11 protein-coding genes are annotated in these 18,015 nt (G+C 61.7%); 7 read left to right on the forward strand and 4 right to left on the reverse strand.

What is annotated here, in order from left to right; all coding sequences use genetic code 11:
• The first annotated feature begins 308 nt into the window (after positions 1 to 308).
• Positions 309 to 1,535 (forward strand): IS256 family transposase, encoded by a 1,227-nt coding sequence (locus PW947_RS26245; protein ID WP_299630214.1) that lies wholly within the window; start codon positions 309 to 311, stop codon positions 1,533 to 1,535.
• Positions 1,536 to 2,045: 510 nt separating this feature from the next.
• On the opposite strand, the gene fixJ is transcribed toward PW947_RS26245, so the two are convergent.
• Both fixJ and fixL read right to left on the reverse strand, forming a co-directional pair.
• A complete protein-coding gene (fixJ, locus tag PW947_RS26250) occupies positions 2,046 to 2,687 on the reverse strand; it encodes an oxygen response regulator transcription factor FixJ (RefSeq protein ID WP_299636024.1) in 642 nt (213 codons plus the stop codon).
• Entirely contained in the window at positions 2,684 to 5,197 is a 2,514-nt protein-coding gene (fixL, locus tag PW947_RS26255; protein ID WP_299636026.1) for an oxygen sensor histidine kinase FixL, read from the reverse strand. The genes fixJ and fixL overlap by 4 nt, the downstream gene beginning before the upstream one ends.
• A gap of 276 nt (positions 5,198 to 5,473) precedes the next feature.
• On the opposite strand from fixL, the gene aceE reads away from it, so the two are divergent.
• The 3 genes from aceE to lpdA all read left to right on the forward strand — a co-directional run bounded on the left by aceE (position 5,474) and on the right by lpdA (position 11,943).
• Positions 5,474 to 8,176: a pyruvate dehydrogenase (acetyl-transferring), homodimeric type gene (aceE, locus tag PW947_RS26260; protein ID WP_299635294.1), complete on the forward strand. Its 2,703-nt coding sequence runs from the start codon at positions 5,474 to 5,476 to the stop codon at positions 8,174 to 8,176.
• 79 nt (positions 8,177 to 8,255) lie between these two features.
• On the forward strand, positions 8,256 to 9,914 hold the full coding sequence (gene aceF, locus PW947_RS26265; protein ID WP_299635295.1) for a dihydrolipoyllysine-residue acetyltransferase: 1,659 nt from the start codon (positions 8,256 to 8,258) through the stop codon (positions 9,912 to 9,914).
• Positions 9,915 to 10,155: 241 nt separating this feature from the next.
• Positions 10,156 to 11,943 (forward strand): dihydrolipoyl dehydrogenase, encoded by a 1,788-nt coding sequence (gene lpdA, locus PW947_RS26270; protein WP_299635297.1) that lies wholly within the window; start codon positions 10,156 to 10,158, stop codon positions 11,941 to 11,943.
• 276 nt (positions 11,944 to 12,219) lie between these two features.
• Here lpdA and PW947_RS26275 read toward each other — a convergent pair whose 3' ends face one another.
• The gene (locus PW947_RS26275) at positions 12,220 to 12,792 is read right to left on the reverse strand and encodes a phasin family protein (RefSeq protein WP_299635298.1); all 573 of its coding nucleotides are present in this window, start codon (positions 12,790 to 12,792) and stop codon (positions 12,220 to 12,222) included.
• An 804-nt stretch (positions 12,793 to 13,596) separates the two neighbouring features.
• On the opposite strand from PW947_RS26275, the gene pbpG reads away from it, so the two are divergent.
• A complete protein-coding gene (gene pbpG / locus PW947_RS26280) occupies positions 13,597 to 14,769 on the forward strand; it encodes a D-alanyl-D-alanine endopeptidase (RefSeq protein WP_299635299.1) in 1,173 nt (390 codons plus the stop codon).
• Between the two features lie 60 nt (positions 14,770 to 14,829).
• On the opposite strand, the gene PW947_RS26285 is transcribed toward pbpG, so the two are convergent.
• On the reverse strand, positions 14,830 to 15,636 hold the full coding sequence (locus tag PW947_RS26285; protein WP_299635300.1) for an IclR family transcriptional regulator: 807 nt from the start codon (positions 15,634 to 15,636) through the stop codon (positions 14,830 to 14,832).
• Between the two features lie 178 nt (positions 15,637 to 15,814).
• Here PW947_RS26285 and PW947_RS26290 point away from each other — a divergent pair, with 178 nt between their 5' ends.
• Positions 15,815 to 16,537 (forward strand): (Fe-S)-binding protein, encoded by a 723-nt coding sequence (locus PW947_RS26290; RefSeq protein ID WP_299635301.1) that lies wholly within the window; start codon positions 15,815 to 15,817, stop codon positions 16,535 to 16,537.
• 35 nt (positions 16,538 to 16,572) lie between these two features.
• Positions 16,573 to 17,985 (forward strand): lactate utilization protein B, encoded by a 1,413-nt coding sequence (locus tag PW947_RS26295; RefSeq protein ID WP_299635302.1) that lies wholly within the window; start codon positions 16,573 to 16,575, stop codon positions 17,983 to 17,985.
• Positions 17,986 to 18,015 lie beyond the last annotated feature (30 nt).

The raw sequence follows: 18,015 nt of genomic DNA on the forward strand, positions 1-18,015 counted from the left end.
GCGCAAAATTCCTGGCAACTCGGAGCGTCGAAACCATCGCGAAGGAGGGTGGGCGGTCCGGGGCAAACCGGGTTTTGGGCCGGACGCGGGAAGGGTCGTTAAGGCGGGAAAATCGTGTGGCGTGAACGGGCTTTGAGCTGACGCCGGAACCGTCGTTAAACCGGCCGAATGGTGTGGCGAAAACCGGGCTTCGAGTCGGCGCTGGAACCGTCGAAGCGGCGGCCAAACGACGTGGCGAAAATGGAGCCTGTAAGCGATTTTGTGTCTGCGAGTCATATGATTGCCCGCAACGGGCCAAGGAGAGTCATATGGCAACGCGCAAGACGAGGAGCCGGTTCGATCCGGCGGTGCTGGACGAACTGCTCAAGGGGCAGGATCCGCAGACGGTCCTGCGTTCGCAGGGCCTGCTCGGCGAACTCAAGAAGGCGCTGGCCGAGCGCATGCTCAACGCCGAGATGGACGTGCATCTGGACCAGCCGCTCGAGCACGACGCGGGCAACCACCGCAACGGATCGAGCGCGAAGACCGTGCTCAGCGAGGACGGCCCGCTGGAGCTGGCGATTCCCCGCGATCGCCACGGCCGCTTTGATCCGGCGCTCATCGGCAAATACCAGCGCCGCTTTCCCGGCTTCGACCAGAAGATCATCGCGCTGTACGCGCGCGGCATGAGTACGCGCGATATCCAGGCCCACGTGGCCGAACTCTACGGCCTGGAGATCTCGCCCGAGCTGGTGTCGGCGGTCACCGACGCGGTGCTCGACGAGGTCCGGGCCTGGCAGGAGCGCCCGCTCGATCCGGTGTATGCGCTGGTCTATTTCGATGCGCTGCGCGTGAAGATCCGCGATGAGGGGCTGGTGCGCAACAAGGCCGTGTATCTGGCCATCGGCGTGAACTGTGAGGGCTACCGCGACGTGCTGGGCATCTGGATCGAGCACACCGAGGGCGCCCGGTTCTGGCTCAGGGTGATGAGCGAGCTGAAGGCGCGCGGCACGCGCGACATCCTGATCGCGGTGGTCGACGGGCTCAAGGGGTTTCCGGAGGCGATCGTGTCGGTGTTCCCGCAGACGGTGGTCCAGACCTGCATCGTGCACCTGCTGCGCAACTCGATGCAGTTCGCCACCTGGAAGGAGCGCGCCGCGCTGGCCGCCGCGCTCAGGCCGGTCTACACCGCGACGGGCGCCGAGGCGGCCGAACAGGAACTGGCGCGCTTCGAGGCCGGCGAGTGGGGCCAGCGCTACCGGGCGATCGTGCCGATGTGGCGACGGCAGTGGGAAGAGGTCGTGCCGTTCTTTGCGTTCACCGCGCCGGTACGCACGCTGATCTACACGACCAACGCGATCGAGAGCCTGCACAGCCAGGTGCGCAAATCGATCCGCAACAAGGGCCACTTTCCATCCGACGAAGCCGCGCTCAAACTCATCTGGCTGAGCCTGCGCTACATCGTCGGCAAGTGGACCAACCGGCCCCTGTGCTGGAGCGCGGCGCGAACGGAGTTCGCCATCCAGTTTGAAGACCGCTTTACTGTCGGGCCATGAGTACCATGACTCGCACACAAAATTTCTGACAGGCTCCGAAAATGGGTTTTTGAAGTGGGCTACCGCCGCGAAGCGGGCGGGATGTGCGGGTGCGGACCACCACGTCAGGCGGCGCGGCAGCTCCAAACGTGCGCGGTCCACTACCCGTTCTGAAAGGACGCCACTCGCTACGAAGTGTCGGTGTAAACGCGCTTTCTTTTGCCTACTTTTCTTTGCGCGAGCAAAGAAAAGTAGGTGCGGTCCCGCACAGGGACGATCCAGGCGGACCACCGCGAAACCGGGACAACCGAGCGCAAAACCGAAGCCGAAGGGCGGAGAAAAAACCGAGAGAGCGAGCGCGAAAGCAGCAACGCCGAGAAACAGGAGCAAGCCAAAAACCCAAAACCAGCAAAACCAGCAAAACCAGCAAAACCAGCAAAACCAGCAAAACCAGGCCAGCAAAAACCAGCAAAAACCAAACCCCACCGGAGGCAAAAACCCCAAAAGCCCCCGGCAAGGAAAAACCTGTTATTACGCCTGCTGCGGCTTATTAGAAAGCGCCAACCTCAACAGATCCGCCACCGTATTAACGTTCAGCTTCTCCATGATATTCGCGCGATGCGCCTCAACCGTCTTGATCGAAATGCCAAGATCATCGGCAATCTGCTTGTTCAACCGGCCGGCAATAATCCGCTCCAGCACCTGATGCTCACGCGCCGTCAGCTTGCCAAGACGTTCGGCCGCCGCACGCTGCTGCTGAACACTCGTGCTCTCGCTGCGTGCCTTGTCCAGCATCCGCTCGACCAGCTTGCGCAATTCGGCTTCGTCGAACGGCTTTTCGATAAAGTCCATCGCGCCTTTTTTCATCGTCGAAACCGCCATCGGCACATCGCCGTGGCCGGTCACGAAGATAATCGGCAGCAACGTGTTATCCGCAATCAAGCGTTCCTGTAATTCCAACCCGCTCATTCCCGACATCCGCACGTCGAGAATCAGACACGCAATCTGGCCCGGATGCTGATGCGGCTGCCAGGCGTCGATAAACTGCTCCGCGCTCGAAAAACACTGCACGCGATAACCGTTCGCCTCCAGCAGCCAGCGCAGCGAATCTCGCACGGCCTCGTCGTCGTCGACGACAAAGACAGTTTCCTGTGTGGTGACTGGGCTATTCATAGCTCTCCCGTAACGGTTTGTGGTTTCGGCGCCTGTGACCCGCCGTTGCTCGGGCCATCGGGCTCTCCAATAGGCAGACTGCAATGGAACGTGGCGCCTGTGACGTGGCCATCGGATTCGATGTTATTCACCACCCACAGACGGCCGCGATGCGATTCGATAATCGAACGGCAAATATTCAACCCCATGCCCATGCCGTCGGACTTGGTGCTGTAAAACGGTTCAAACAGACGCTCCGCGGTCGCTTCATCGACGCCCGGCCCTTGATCGACCACGCTGATGCAAACGAATCCGGCATCCAGCCTGACCACGACCCGAATCACCGGATCCACGGCATCGGGACGCGCATCATGCATCGCCTCAGCGCCGTTTTTCAACAGATTCACCAGAACCTGCTCGATCAGAACCGGATCGACGTAAATCACCGGCAGTCGCGAACGCATATCCGTCACGATCCGGATGCGCCGTTTGCGCGCTTCGATTTCGGCGAGTCCAACGGCGTCCGCGACAATATCCGATACACGGGTTGCCTGACGCTTCGGCTCGCTGCGTTTCACGAACTCGCGAATCCGCTTGATAATCATCCCGGCCCGCACCGCCTGCTGCGCGGTTTTCTCCAGAACCGGCAACAGATTATCGGATGTCGTCCGGCCAGATTTAACCAGTGCAACGGTTCCGGAGCAATAGTTATTAATCGCGGCGAGCGGCTGATTCAATTCGTGCGCGAGCGACGACGCCATTTCGCCCATCGTCATCAGGCGGCTCGTGAATTGAAGCTTCTCGTCCTGCTGACGCGCGAGTTCCTGCGCCTGCTTGCGGGTGGTGATATCCGTCGCGATCTGCATTTGCGCCAGATGGCCGTCCACCCACTGAATATACTGACGCCGCACTTCAAACCATTTCTGGATGCCCTGCACATACACTTCCTGTGCGTCGGCGGTGCTTTCTGTCAACGCGGCGGCGGGCAGGCCCGCGTAGGTGTCCACCATGTCGATCGAGTCGGACGACGCCTGCGAACTGTCGAATCCGCCGCCCGCCAGCTCCAGATGTCCGTCCGGGCGAATGCCGAACAGATGCCGGTAATACCGGTTCGCGAACAGCAGTTCCGCTTCGTCGGCGGCGAGCACGGACACGGCGGCGTCGAGACTTTCGAGCACGGTCGTGAAGCGCTCGTGCGCGGCGGCGAGTTCCTCGCGCGCCCGTTTCGGCTCGGTGATGTCGGTCATCGACGACATCCAGCCGGTCTGACGCCCCGAACTGTCGATCAGCGGCGACACGTAAAGCCGTGCGTGGAACGACGTGCCGTCCTTGCGCCGCACGCGCAATTCGAAACCGGACGACGGCGCCTTGCCGCGCAGCGTCATGTCGAGTTGACGCTGCATTTCCGGATACGCGTCGCGTGGCCAGTACGGGAAGGGCGCGTTCTTGCCGACCAGATCGCCTTCGTCCCAGCCGGTCATCCGGCAAAACGCCGGATTCACGTGCGTGATACGGCCGTGCATGTCGAGCACGCGCATGCCGATCAACACCGAATTTTCCATCGCACGCCGGAAAAACGCTTCCGCGTACAGCGCCTGCTGCGCCTCGAAACGTTGCCGCGTGTGCTTCCACAGGCTCCACAGACTCCACAGGACGAAACACGAGAGCCCGGCGACCAGCCAGACCAGCGTGTTGTTCGTGAAGTTCGTCATCTGCGGATACGCGTACACGCGCACCGACACGCCCTGGCCGGGCGGATCGAGCGGCAGATCGTAAAACGCGTCGCGCGGCAGGCGCGGACGGCTCGACGTGGTCGCGAGCTCGCGATTATTCACATCGACGATCGAAATCTTGTACTTCGCCGACAACTCCTGCGGAATGTCGCGCTTGAGCATGCCCTCGATCGAGAACACGGCGGCAATCGAGCCGAGGAAGTCGCGGTCGCGATAAACCGGCGTCTGCAGCGTGATGTAGCCGTTGCCGAGGTCGTCGTAGATCAGCGGCGAATAGACCTGGCGGCGCGTGGCGCGCGCTTCGGCGAACGCGGCTTTGACTGCTTCGTCCATCTGCTGGTCGTTCGGACGGGCAAGGCGCTGACCGAGAACCGGCAGTGCGGTGTCCGGCCAGCGCGGCTGCTGCTGGCTCGTGTACCAGTTCAGATACAGGATTTCCGGATGACCCTGCATGATGTCGCCGGTCGAAATCTGGAACGAATGCGGGTCGGCATGGCCGACCGACAGATCGCGCGACAGCGACTGGATCTGCTCCTGCGCGCTGGTCATGGACAGCCGGATCTGCTGCTGCGCCCATGCGACATTTCGATACAGCGTGTCTTCTTGCTGTTGTTGCTCGCGCCGGTTAAGGCTCCACAAAATCAGGCTCATGACGACCAGGAACACCAGGATCGACAAAAGCGGGGTGAGCAGATAGGAATTGGACCACCACGGTCCGTGGTGCCAGCGGGACGGCGACGTATCCGCCGGCGAACCGGACGGTCGCGCCGAGCGTGCGAATAGCCGTTCGGTCAACATGGCAGGCATTGTAGCGCACGGTGCAATCGGCAAATGGCGCAAAAAAGAGCGGAAAGTCACGTTATTCGGCGCAAACTAGCCGACGTATCCGCTGATCGTCCGTTAGATCACGGTGCGTCGCAGCAATTTTCCGCATTATGGGAAGTGATCTCGCAATTCGAAAATTATGTTGCGCTGACGCCGACCCCCTAATTACAATCGGCCCCGAAGCTGCCGCGGCCGGGCCTCGTCCGCGCGTTGTCCAAACAAAGCGTTCCTTATTTTCAGGAGACGAGCATGTCCGCTGTACCCGACGAAGTCATGAAATATGTCGCCGCCGAGAAAGACGACGATCCCCAGGAAACCGGCGAATGGCTTGAAGCGCTGGATGGCGTGATTTCTGCTGTTGGCCCCGATCGCGCCCACTACCTGATCGAAAAGCAGATCGAATTCGCGCGCGTGCATGGCGAACATCTGCCGTTCTCGGCCAATACCCCGTACATCAACACGATTCCCGTTGGCCGCCAGGCGCAAATCCCCGGCGACCAGGACATCGAACACCGCATCCGCTCGTACACGCGCTGGAACGCCATCGCGATGGTGCTGCGCGCGGGCAAGGATACGAACGTCGGTGGTCACATCGCGTCGTTCGCGTCGGCCGCGACGCTGTACGACGTCGGCTACAACCACTTCTGGCACGCTCCGTCGGCTCAGCATGGCGGCGATCTCGTGTTCGTCCAGGGTCACTCGTCGCCGGGCGTCTACTCGCGCGCGTTCCTGCTCGGCCGTCTGACCGAGAACCAGCTCGACAACTTCCGTCAGGAAGTCGGCGGCGAAGGCATTTCGTCGTACCCACACCCGTGGCTGATGCCGGACTTCTGGCAGTTCCCGACCGTCTCGATGGGCCTCGGCCCGATCATGGCGATCTATCAAGCCCGCTTCATGAAGTACATGCAGGCGCGCGGCATCACGCAAACGCAAGGCCGTAAGGTCTGGGCGTTCCTCGGCGACGGCGAAACCGACGAACCGGAATCGCTCGGCGCGATCGGCATGGCCGGCCGCGAACGCCTCGACAACCTCGTCTTCGTGATCAACTGCAATCTGCAGCGTCTCGACGGCCCGGTGCGCGGCAACGGCAAGATCATCCAGGAACTGGAAAGCGAATTCCGCGGCGCAGGCTGGAACGTGATCAAGGTCATCTGGGGCAGCCGCTGGGATGCGCTGTTCCAACGCGACAAGTCGGGCGCGCTGATGCGCCGGATGATGGAAGTCGTCGACGGTGAATATCAGACGTACAAGTCGGAATCCGGCGCGTATGTGCGCGAGCATTTCTTCAACACGCCGGAACTGAAGGCGCTGGTTGCAGACTGGTCCGACGCCGACGTGTGGAACCTGAACCGTGGCGGCCACGATCCGCACAAGATCTACGCGGCATTCCAGGAAGCGTCCAACTCGAAGGGCCAGCCGACCGTCATCCTCGCGAAGACGATCAAGGGCTACGGGATGGGCGAAGCCGGTCAGGCAATGAACATCACCCACCAGCAGAAGAAGATGCAGGTGGATCAGCTGAAGAAATTCCGCGACCAGTTCAGCCTGCCGATCGCCGACGACGCGCTCGTCAACGTGCCGTACCTGAAGTTCGAAGAAGGTTCGAAAGAACTGGAATACATGCGCGCCCGTCGTCAGGAGCTCGGCGGTTATCTGCCGGCGCGTCGCCAGAAGGCGGAATCGCTGCCGGTGCCGGCGCTGTCCGCATTCGAACCGCTGCTCAAGGGCACGGGCGAAGGCCGCGAGATCTCCACGACGATGGCGTTCGTGCGGATCCTGAACATCCTGCTGAAGGACAAGGCGCTGGGTAAGCGCGTGGTGCCGATCGTCCCGGACGAATCGCGTACCTTCGGTATGGAAGGTCTGTTCCGTCAGATCGGTATCTGGAATCAGGACGGCCAGAAGTACGTGCCGGAAGATTCCGACCAGCTGATGTTCTACCGTGAGTCGGAATCCGGTCAGATCCTGCAGGAAGGCATCAACGAAGCCGGTGGTATGTGTGACTGGATCGCCGCCGCGACGTCGTACTCGACGCACGGCGAGACGATGATCCCGTTCTACATCTTCTACTCGATGTTCGGCTTCCAGCGCATCGGCGATCTGGCATGGGCGGCGGGCGACATGCGCGCACGCGGCTTCCTGCTGGGCGGCACCGCTGGCCGCACGACGCTGAACGGCGAAGGTCTGCAACACGAAGACGGCCACTCGCTGATGTGGGCCGCTTCGGTGCCGAACTGCGTGAGCTACGACCCGACGTTCGGTTACGAACTCGCGGTCATCATGCAGGACGGTCTGCGCCGCATGGTGCAGGACCAGGAAGACGTGTACTACTACATCACGGTGATGAACGAGAACTACGAACACCCTGCGATTCCGCAGGGCAACGTAGAGACGATCGCGTCGGACATCATCAAGGGTATGTATTCGTTCAAAAAGACGGATGCCGACAAGAAGACGCCGCACGTCCAGCTGATGGGCGCGGGCACGATCTTCAACGAAGTGATCGCCGCCGCCGAGCTGCTGAAGAACGACTGGGGCGTCAACGCCGACCTCTGGAGCGTTCCGAGCCTGACCGAACTGGCCCGCGAAGGTCACGAAGTCCAGCGCTTTAACCTGCTGCATCCGCTCGAAGAGAAGAAGGTGTCGCACGTCGAGAAGCTGCTGAAGGATGCGCCGGGTCCGGTGATCGCGTCGACCGACTACATCCGCGCGCTGACCGAGCAGATCCGTGCATTCGTGCCGCAACGCTTCGTCGTGCTGGGTACGGACGGTTTCGGCCGCTCGGACACGCGTGAAAAGCTGCGTCACTTCTTCGAAGTCGATCGTTACTGGGTCACGGTCGCGGCCCTCAACGCACTGGCTGACGAAGGCACGATCGAGCGCAAGGTCGTCGCCGAGGCGCTGAAGAAGTACAGCCTCGATCCGTCCAAACCCAACCCGATGACCGTCTAAGGCATCTTCCCCGAGTGCCTTGCGTGCGCCGCCTGCCCGAAAGGGCGGGCGGGCGCGCGCGGCCCAGGAGACACTAACAATGAGTCAAGCGATCGAAGTCAAGGTGCCGGACATCGGCGATTACAAGGACATTCCTGTGATCGAGGTGCTGGTGAAGGCGGGTGACACCGTCGAGAAAGAGCAGTCGCTCGTTACGCTCGAATCGGACAAGGCCACGATGGACGTGCCGAGTTCGGCAGCGGGCGTCGTCAAGGAAGTGAAGGTCAAGGTCGGCGACAACGTGTCGGAAGGCGTGTTGATCGTCGTGCTGGAAGCCTCCGGTGGCGCGGCTGCGCCGGCCCCGGCTGCGGCTCCCGCACCGGCGCCTGCCGCTGCGCCCGCTCCGGCTGCGGCGCCTGCACCGGCTGCCGCACCTGCGGCAAGCGGCGGCGTGCAGGAAGTGAAGGTCCCGGATATCGGCGACTACAAAGACATTCCCGTGATCGAAATCTCGGTGAAGGTCGGCGATCGCGTCGAGAAAGAGCAGTCGCTGGTGACGCTCGAATCCGACAAGGCGACGATGGACGTGCCGAGTTCGGCAGCGGGCGTCGTCAAGGAAGTGAAGGTCAAGGTCGGCGATAACGTGTCGGAAGGCAGCGTGATCGTCGTGCTGGAAGCGGACGGCAGCGCAGCCGCTGCGGCACCGGCACCGGCCGCCGCACCGCAGGCCGTCGAAAAGCCGTCCGACGCACCGGCCACGCCGAGCCCCGCACCGGCACAGCCGTCGGCGCTCGCGCAGGCGCCGCTGATTCCGGCAGGCGAAGGCGGTTCGCGCGGCGCGAGCCACGCATCGCCGTCGGTGCGCAAGTTCGCACGCGAACTGGGCGTCGACGTTGCACGCGTCAAGGGTACGGGTCCGAAGGGCCGCATTACGCAAGCGGACGTCACGGCGTTCATCAAGGGCGTGATGTCGGGCGCGCAGGCAGCGCCGGCCGCAGGCGCCGCACCGGCAGCAGCGGGTGGCGGTCTGACTGTGCTCGCATGGCCGAAGGTCGATTTCGCGAAGTTCGGCCCGGTCGATCCGAAGCCGTTGTCGCGTATCAAGAAGATCTCGGGCGCGAATCTGCATCGCAACTGGGTGATGATCCCGCACGTCACGAACAACGACGAAGCGGACATCACGGAACTGGAAGCGCTGCGTGTGACGCTGAACAAGGAACACGAAAAGTCCGGCGTGAAGTTCACGATGCTGGCGTTCGTGATCAAGGCAGTCGTCGCCGCGCTGAAGAAATTCCCGACGTTCAACGCGAGCCTCGACGGCGACAACCTGGTGTTCAAGCAGTACTACCACGTTGGTTTCGCCGCCGATACGCCGAACGGTCTGGTCGTGCCGGTCATTCGCGACGCGGACAAGAAGGGTCTGGTCGATATCGCGAAGGACATGGCCGAACTGTCGAAGCTCGCCCGCGACGGCAAGCTGAAGCCGGACCAGATGCAAGGCGGTTGCTTCTCGATTTCGTCGCTGGGCGGAATTGGCGGCACGAACTTCACGCCGATCATCAACGCGCCTGAAGTCGCGATCCTGGGCTTGTCGCGTGGCGCGATGAAGCCGGTTTGGGACGGCAAGCAGTTTGTGCCTCGCCTGACGCTGCCGTTGTCGCTGTCGTACGACCATCGTGTGATCGACGGGGCGGAAGCGGCGCGCTTCAATGCGTATCTGGGTGCGATTCTTGCCGATTTCCGGCGTGTGATGCTGTGATTCTGTTGCGCGTGGCGCCTGACTGGATTGTTCGGGCGCTACCTTGAAACCTGCTTTCGCGTCAGCCCTGATCGCGTCGCCCCTGTGCGGGGTGGCACCTACTTTTCTTTGCCGCGGCAAAGAAAAGTAGGCAAAAAAAAGCCGCTTACACCCGGCCTGCTTTCTGACTTGCTGGTGTGCTTTTTTGGGTTGTCGTTTTTTTGCCGGTTTCTCTCAACGGGTCGATATAGAAGGGGACACCATGAGTCTCGTCGAAGTGAAAGTGCCGGATATCGGTGACTTCAAGGACGTCGATGTCGTCGAAGTCAATATCAAGGCCGGCGATGTCATCGAGAACGAACAGGCGCTGATGACGCTGGAATCCGATAAGGCTTCCATCGAAGTACCCAGCGATACCGCCGGTACGGTCAAGGAAGTCAAAATCAAAGCGGGTGACAAGGTCTCTCAAGGCATGGTCATCGCTATCGTCGAAACCGCCGGCGAAGCTGCCGCGCCCGCCAAGGCCGCTGAGAAAGCGCCTGCCGCGGCGCCGGCTGCCGCACCTGCACCTGCTGCAGCACCGGCTCCGGCCGCTGCCGCTGCCGCTGCGCCGCAAGCGGCGAGTTTCGGTGGCAATGCCGATGTCGAATGCGACATGCTCGTGCTCGGCGCCGGTCCCGGCGGCTACTCGGCAGCGTTCCGCGCGGCCGATCTGGGCATGAAGACGGTGATCGTCGAGCGCTATTCGACGCTCGGCGGCGTGTGTCTGAACGTCGGTTGTATTCCGTCGAAAGCCTTGCTGCACACCGCGCTCGTCATCGACGAAGCGGAAGCGCTGGCATCGCACGGGATCACGTTCGGCAAGCCGCAGATCGATCTCGACAAACTGCGCGACTTCAAGTCGGGCGTCGTCAAGAAGCTGACGGGCGGTCTCGCCGGTATGGCCAAGGCGCGCAAGGTCGAAGTCGTCACGGGCGTCGGCTCGTTCGTCGGTCCGAACCACATCGAAGTGGTCGGCGACAGCGGCAAGAAGGTCGTCAAGTTCAAGCAGGCGATCATCGCCGCCGGTTCGCAAGCGGTGAAGCTGCCGTTTATGCCGGAAGATCCGCGCGTGGTCGATTCGACCGGCGCGCTCGAACTGCGCCAGATTCCCGAGCGCATGCTCGTGATCGGCGGCGGCATCATCGGTCTGGAAATGGCGACGGTCTATGCGACGCTCGGCGCGAAGATCGACGTGGTCGAAATGCTCGACGGCCTGATGGCCGGCGCGGACCGCGATCTGGTCAAGGTCTGGGAGAAGTACAACAGCAAGCGTTTCGCGAACGTCATGCTGAAGACCAAAACCACCAAGGCCGAAGCGAAAGAAGACGGCATCTACGTGTCGTTCGAAGGCGAAAAGGCGCCGGCCGAAGCGCAGCGCTACGACCTCGTGCTGGTTGCGGTGGGCCGCAGCCCGAACGGCAAGAAGATCGGCGCGGACAAGGCCGGCGTGGCGGTGACGGATCGCGGTTTTATCGACGTCGACAAGCAGTTGCGCACCAACGTGCCGCACATCTTCGCGATCGGCGATGTGGTCGGTCAACCGATGCTCGCGCACAAGGCCGTGCATGAAGGTCACGTCGCGGCTGAAGCGGCGCACGGCGAGAAGGCGTACTTCGACGCGTTGCAGATTCCGTCGGTCGCTTACACGGACCCGGAAGTGGCGTGGGCCGGCAAGACCGAAGACCAGCTGAAGGCCGAAGGCGTCAAGTTCGGCAAGGCAGTGTTCCCGTGGGCCGCATCGGGCCGCGCGATCGCCAACGGCCGCGACGAAGGTTTCACGAAGCTGCTGTTCGACGAGGAAACGCATCGGGTGATCGGCGGCGGGATCGTCGGTCTGAATGCGGGCGACCTGATCAGCGAAGTGTGTCTGGCGATCGAAATGGGCGCGGACGCGACGGATATCGGCAAGACGATCCATCCGCATCCGACACTCGGCGAATCGGTCGGCATGGCCGCTGAACTGTACGAAGGTGTCTGTACGGATCTGCCGCCGCAGAAAAAGAAGTAATCGCGTGACGCGCCGCGCGTGCCGCAAGGCATGGGCGGTGGCGGCTAGTGGCGGTGAAATGAAAAAAGCGCGCTCAACCGAGCGCGCTTTTTCTTTTTGGCAGAACCGTCCAGGCAAAAAAAATCCCGGACGGAGCCGGGTGAACGATACGTTGGATACTGTCGACGTATCGGAGCGTCGATCGATGCGTCATCCGCGTGGAGCGAAAAATGCACGACGCTGTTGCTGACGTGAGCGCGCGCAGCAGGCTTGGGCCGGCCGTGCGCGCAAATTCATTTAGACAGCCTTCTTCACCGAGCGCGAAGCTTGTGCTGCAGCTTGCGTAGCAGCCTTCGAAGCGGCCGTAGCGGCTGCATTGAAGTTGCTTTCGGCGATTTCGACAGCCTGGCGGGTTGCCTTGTGAACCGTTTCGTACGTGGTGTTGGCGGCGGTGATCGCCGACTTCATCACGGCGACAGCGGTTTCCGAGCCGGCCGGTGCGTTCTTCGCGACGTTGTCGACGAGTGCCTGCACCTTCTTGTTCTGCTCTTCGAGCTGGGCTTCAGCGACGCGGGTGAATTCACCTTGCGTTGCGGAGACGATTTCATACACGTGACGGCCGTACGACAGCATTTTTTCAGCGACCGGTTGCGTCAGGCTGGCCTGCAACGACAGCAGTTCCTGCGCGTCCTTAACCGACAACGCACGTTGCGCATTTTCCTGGCTTTCCGCGAGCGTCGATTTCACGACTTGCAGATTCAGCTCAACCAGCTTTTCGACGCCTTCAAATGCTTTGGTGGTCAGGCCGAACAGCGTATCGAGGTTGGCTTTCTGGGCTGCGGCGAATTGCTCAGGGGTCAGCAGAGTCATGTTTACGCTCCTGGATTGCGGTCCATCTGGCGCAGACCGCGTGGGTTAATGGCAAGCCGGCAGGGCCGTTTTGCCCGGTCACAACGATTTGTGCGTTGCAACAATGGTTCTCATTTTAGGACGCTGCCGATGGATGTCAAGGGCTTTTTTGTGCGTTGCACAATGAATGGAATGCCTTGATAAAACAGAAGGTTAGGGCGCGCTTCTGTCTGAGAATTGACGGAAATTTGACCGGAAAAGCGCTCGGAATGCGGGCTGCCCGGCATTTCTTGCCGAAGCGCGAACAGCGCGTGTCGGCTAACGCTGTCAGAATGCGCTTTGTGTGTGACAGAAACATAACGCAGGCACGTAGGATTACACCTTAGTCGTTGATGTAAACCAGATCGCTCGACGGAACGTTAATCCTACAACCCGGTCGAAACCGCGATGCCTGGGTCCCCGGCGGGTGCTTAACACCGCTGGTTAAACGACCTGGAAAGTGTCGCGCGCACCCGGCGCGTTCTGTGCCGGATGCATTCGAACCTTGCTGTGCCTCCCGGTGTAAATCCTGGTCAAGTTTTCGCGCGTCGCGTCGTTAAATCTGTCGGATGATCTGTCATTGCAGGTCTGGATGGGTGCCACGCGGGTTGCGAAAGGGCCGCAAGCCCGATCGATTTTTCCGATCGGGTGTCAGATGCTGATTGCGTTTAAGCAATCGTTGCTGACAAGCCGGATTAAGGAGCGCCCTTAAGTGCTTAATATTGCTAATTTTTCGTTGTTTTACTACACTTGCGGAACCCTCTGGCCGCTCCTTACCGAACATCAATGAAAACCGACATGTTTTCGTCGCTAAAAATGCTTCACAGCGCGGCTCGCGGCACCGCGCTGTCGGTGGCCGTTTCGATGGTCATCACTGCGGCGTTTGCCGCGCCGGTCGATGCGTTCGCCGCATCCACCGCGACTCACGCCAAATCCTCCAAATCCAAGAAAGCCGCTGCCAAAGCGGGCGCCAGGCCGGTCGCGAAAACCGCGTCGGACAAGTCGTCGAAAGTGGTGAAAGCCGCTGCGGACGACGACGCCCCGCGCGCCACCGGCAAGCGCAGCAAGCGCGTCGCGTACACGATGAACGGTCATCACCGTTCGGTGGTGCGCCGCGTCGCTTTCGAGCCGCGTCAACCGACGGTCGGTCAGGCATTTGGCCTGCACGAAACGCCGGATGCGCTGGCGCTGCGTTCGAGCGTCGCTTACGTGATCGACCAGAACACCGGCGAATCGCTGTTCGACAAGAACTCGCGCGCGGTGGTGCCGATCGCTTCCATCACCAAGCTGATGACCTCGATGGTCGTGCTCGATTCGAAGGAATCGATGACCGAGCAGATCGAAGTCACCGACGAAGACCGCGACTACGAGAAGAACACCGGCTCGCGTCTGTCGGTCGGGTCGGTGCTGTCGCGTGAAGATATGTTGCACATCGCGTTGATGGCGTCGGAAAACCGTGCGGCGGCTGCGTTGTCGCGCTATTTCCCGGGCGGCCGTCCGGCGTTCCTGATGGCAATGAACGCCAAGGCCAAGCAACTCGGCATGACCGACACGCACTTCGAAAACCCCACGGGTTTGACGAGCCAGAACGTGTCGAGCGCGCGCGATCTCGTGAAGATGGTCAACGCGGCGTATCAATATCCGCTGATCCGCAAGTTCTCGACGGATCACAGCTACGAGGTCTACACCGGCAAGCGTTCGCTGGCTTATAACAGCACGAACGCACTGGTGCGCAACCCCACGTGGGATATCGGTCTGCAGAAGACCGGCTTCATCAACGAAGCGGGCGAGTGCCTCGTGATGCAGGCAACCATCCACAACCGCCCGATGATCATGGTGCTGCTCGACTCGTCGGGCAAGTACTCGCGTTTCGCTGACGCGACGCGTCTGCGTACGTGGCTCGACAACGGCGGCGAACAGCGCATCACCAGCGCGGACGCTGGCGGTTCGGGTACCTGATCCCGACGGCGCGCCCAATAAAAAAGCCCGGCATTGCCGGGCTTTTTTTCGTCTGTACTTTTACGACAGCGACGGATGCGCGTCGCCGGTCGGACCTTGCGGGTGATACCCCAGCGATTCCGAAATCATCAGCGCGGTCTTGCTCAGCTGACCGAGCCAGGAATCCTGCAGACGATCGGCCGGCGCCGACAGCGACAAACCGGCGACCAGCTTGCCGGTGTCGTCGTAAATGCCGGCGGCGATGCAACGCACGCCGAGTTCGAGTTCTTCGTTGTCGCGCGCGGACGACTGCTGGCGCACGTGGCTCAGTTCGCGCTCGAGCTTGCCGAGATCCGTGATGCTGTTTTGCGTGTGGCCCGACAGGCCGGTGCGGGTTGCGTAGGCGCGCACGCGGGTGGATTCGTCGGCGGCGAGGAACAGCTTGCCCACCGACGTCAGATGCAGCGGCGCGCGTCCGCCGATCGCGCGAACCACCTGCATGCCCGAGCGTTCGGAATAGGCGCGTTCGATATACACGATTTCGTCGCCCTGACGCACCGACAGATTCACCGTTTGTCCCGTCAGCCGATGCAGTTCGCGCATCGGCGTCAACGCCGCGTCGCGCACGGACAGCCGCGCCTTGACCAGATTTCCGAGTTCGAGCAGTCGCATGCCCAACCGGTACGTGCCCGGATCCGACCGGTCGACCAGACGGCAGGTCACCATGTCGTTCAGGATGCGGTGTGCGGTGGACGGGTGCAGCTCGGTGCGCAGCGCGAGTTCTTTCAGGCTGACCGGGTCGCTATGGGCGGCGAGGGCGTCGAGGAGCCGCATCATGCGCTCGATCACCTGGATCGAAGTTTTTGGATCCGGGTTCGTGTCGCTCATGGGGGAAATTGGTTGACGCGTCAAACAGCGGAGAATTGATTGTATCTCGTATCGTGAAAAAAGCGAACGCCGTTCGAGGCACGCCTCCAATTCCCGATAAATAGGCCAAACGGCCAGCAGCGTTGGTGTTGTGCGCAAAACAGCGGATAATCAGGCACGTTTTGCCGGAGGAGGGCTCATGCGAGTTGGATTGTTCGTCACCTGCCTGATCGACCTGATGCGGCCCGAAATTGGGTTCTCGGTCATCAAGCTGCTGGAACACGCTGGATTCGAAGTGATCGTGCCACCGGCGCAGACGTGTTGCGGACAGCCCGCTTACAACTCGGGCGAGCGCGGTATCGCGCGCGATCTGGCCGAAAAGACGCTGCGTGAATTCGAACAGTTCGACTACGTCGTGGTGCCGTCGGGGTCGTGCGGCGGGATGATTCGCGAGCATTACGCCGACCTGTTCCGCGACGATCCGCAAATGGCCGGGCGGTTCGGCCGGTTGCGCCCGAAGGTCTACGAACTGACCGATTTCCTCGTCAATGTCGCGAAGGTCGAATTGCCGCGCGGCGAGTTTCAGGGGCCGGTCACGTATCACGATTCCTGTTCCGGGCTGCGCGAACTCGGCGTCAAGCAGCAGCCGCGCGCGTTGCTCGCGCAAGTCGGCGTGCCGGTGACGGAGATGAAAGACTGCGAGCATTGCTGCGGTTTCGGCGGCACGTTCGCGATCAAATACGGTGACATTTCCACCGCGATCGTCGACGAAAAATGCGCGAATATAGCGGCCAGCGGCACCGGCGCGGTGGTGCTCGGCGATCTCGGCTGCATGCTCAATATAGAAGGGCGTTTGCGACGCACCGGCGACGCGACCACGCGCGTGCTGCATATCGCGCAAGTGCTGGCCGGCGACGCTTAAGCGGGCCGCGTGTTCCGAAGATCAACAGGGCTGCCATGCAAATCCAGTCGATGCAATTCAAGGCGCGCGCGGGACAGAAACTCGCCGATCAACGTCTGCAGCAAAACCTCACCAAACTCTCCACCAAGTTCGTGTCCGCGCGGGCCGACGCCATCACCGCGATCGATTTCCCGGCCACGCGCGCCGCGCTGAAAGAGCGCCGCAATCGCGCGCTGGAGAATCTCGACGTCTGGCTGGAAACCTTCGAGCGTGAAGCGACGCGGCGCGGCGTCACGGTGCTGTTCGCGGAAACCACGCAAGACGCGGCAAAGCTGATCGCCGATATCGCGAAGCGCCACGACGTGAAGAAGGTGATCAAGACCAAGTCGATGGTCACCGAAGAAATGCGCCTGAACGAGGTGCTCGGGCAGATGGGCGTGCAGTCCATTGAAACCGATCTCGGCGAATACATCCTGCAGATCAACGACAGCGAGCCGCCCAGCCACATCATCGCGCCGGTCGTCCATAAAGATAAGGACGAGATCGCCGATCTGTTCGCGAAGACCCATCAACGTCCGCGTCTGACCGAAATCACCGATATGACCCGCGAAGCGCGCGAAGTGTTGCGGCCGCATTTCATGTCGGCGGATATGGGCGTGACGGGCGGGAATTTCGTCGTCGCGGAGACGGGGTCGGTGGCGATCGTCACGAACGAGGGCAACGAAGGCATGTGCACGGTGATGCCGCGCGTGCACGTGGCCGTCACGGGCATCGAGAAAGTGCTGCCCACGCTCGAAGATCTCGCCACCGCAATGCGTCTGTTGCCGCGCTCGGCGACCGGCCAGGCAACGTCGAATTACTTCTCGGTGCTGACCGGTCCGCGCGGTCCCGGCGATCAGGACGGCCCGGAACATATGTATGTGGTGCTGGTGGACGGCGGGCGTACGGGGCTGATCGGCGGTGATTTTCAGGAAATGCTGCGCTGCATTCGCTGCGGCGCATGCATGAACCATTGTCCGGTGTACCAGAAGGTCGGCGGTCACGCGTACGGCTGGGTCTATCCGGGGCCGATGGGCTCGGTGCTGACGCCCAGTTACGTGGGTATCGACAAGGCGCTCGATCTGCCGCAGGCGGCAACGCTCTGCGGTGAATGCAACAGCGTATGTCCGGTCGGTATTCCGATCTCGGATCTGTTGCGCAAACTGCGCGAGAAGCAGGTCGAGCGACACCTGCGGCCGTGGCGCGAGCGCGTCGGGCTGGCGGTCTGGGGTTATCTCGCGCTTCACCCGGATGCGTATGCATTGCTGACGAAACTGGCCGTGCGCGTGCTCGAAAGACTGGGCGGACGCAATCGCGCGATCTCGAAGCTGCCGATGGCCAGCGGCTGGACCAATACGCGCGATATGCCCGCGCCGGTTGGGCGCACCTTCCGCGAGCTGTACGCCGCGCAGCGAAGCCATCTTGGCTGAAGCGTGACTGGCGCGGTCCAGACCGCGTGG

Origin of the sequence: Paraburkholderia sp., assembly GCF_028283785.1 — a bacterium.
GTDB lineage: Bacteria > Pseudomonadota > Gammaproteobacteria > Burkholderiales > Burkholderiaceae > Paraburkholderia.

Bases quoted from the DNA above. Each gene is read 5' to 3' on its own strand.
- PW947_RS26275 (WP_299635298.1), bottom strand. From the start codon at position 12,792: ATGACTCTGCTGACCCCTGAGCAATTCGCCGCAGCCCAGAAAGCCAAC.
- PW947_RS26295 (WP_299635302.1), top strand. From the start codon at position 16,573: ATGCAAATCCAGTCGATGCAATTCAAGGCGCGCGCGGGACAGAAACTC.
- PW947_RS26285 (WP_299635300.1), bottom strand. From the start codon at position 15,636: ATGAGCGACACGAACCCGGATCCAAAAACTTCGATCCAGGTGATCGAG.
- fixJ (WP_299636024.1), bottom strand. From the start codon at position 2,687: ATGAATAGCCCAGTCACCACACAGGAAACTGTCTTTGTCGTCGACGAC.
- aceE (WP_299635294.1), top strand. From the start codon at position 5,474: ATGTCCGCTGTACCCGACGAAGTCATGAAATATGTCGCCGCCGAGAAA.
- aceF (WP_299635295.1), top strand. From the start codon at position 8,256: ATGAGTCAAGCGATCGAAGTCAAGGTGCCGGACATCGGCGATTACAAG.
- lpdA (WP_299635297.1), top strand. From the start codon at position 10,156: ATGAGTCTCGTCGAAGTGAAAGTGCCGGATATCGGTGACTTCAAGGAC.
- pbpG (WP_299635299.1), top strand. From the start codon at position 13,597: ATGAAAACCGACATGTTTTCGTCGCTAAAAATGCTTCACAGCGCGGCT.
- PW947_RS26290 (WP_299635301.1), top strand. From the start codon at position 15,815: ATGCGAGTTGGATTGTTCGTCACCTGCCTGATCGACCTGATGCGGCCC.
- fixL (WP_299636026.1), bottom strand. From the start codon at position 5,197: ATGTTGACCGAACGGCTATTCGCACGCTCGGCGCGACCGTCCGGTTCG.
- PW947_RS26245 (WP_299630214.1), top strand. From the start codon at position 309: ATGGCAACGCGCAAGACGAGGAGCCGGTTCGATCCGGCGGTGCTGGAC.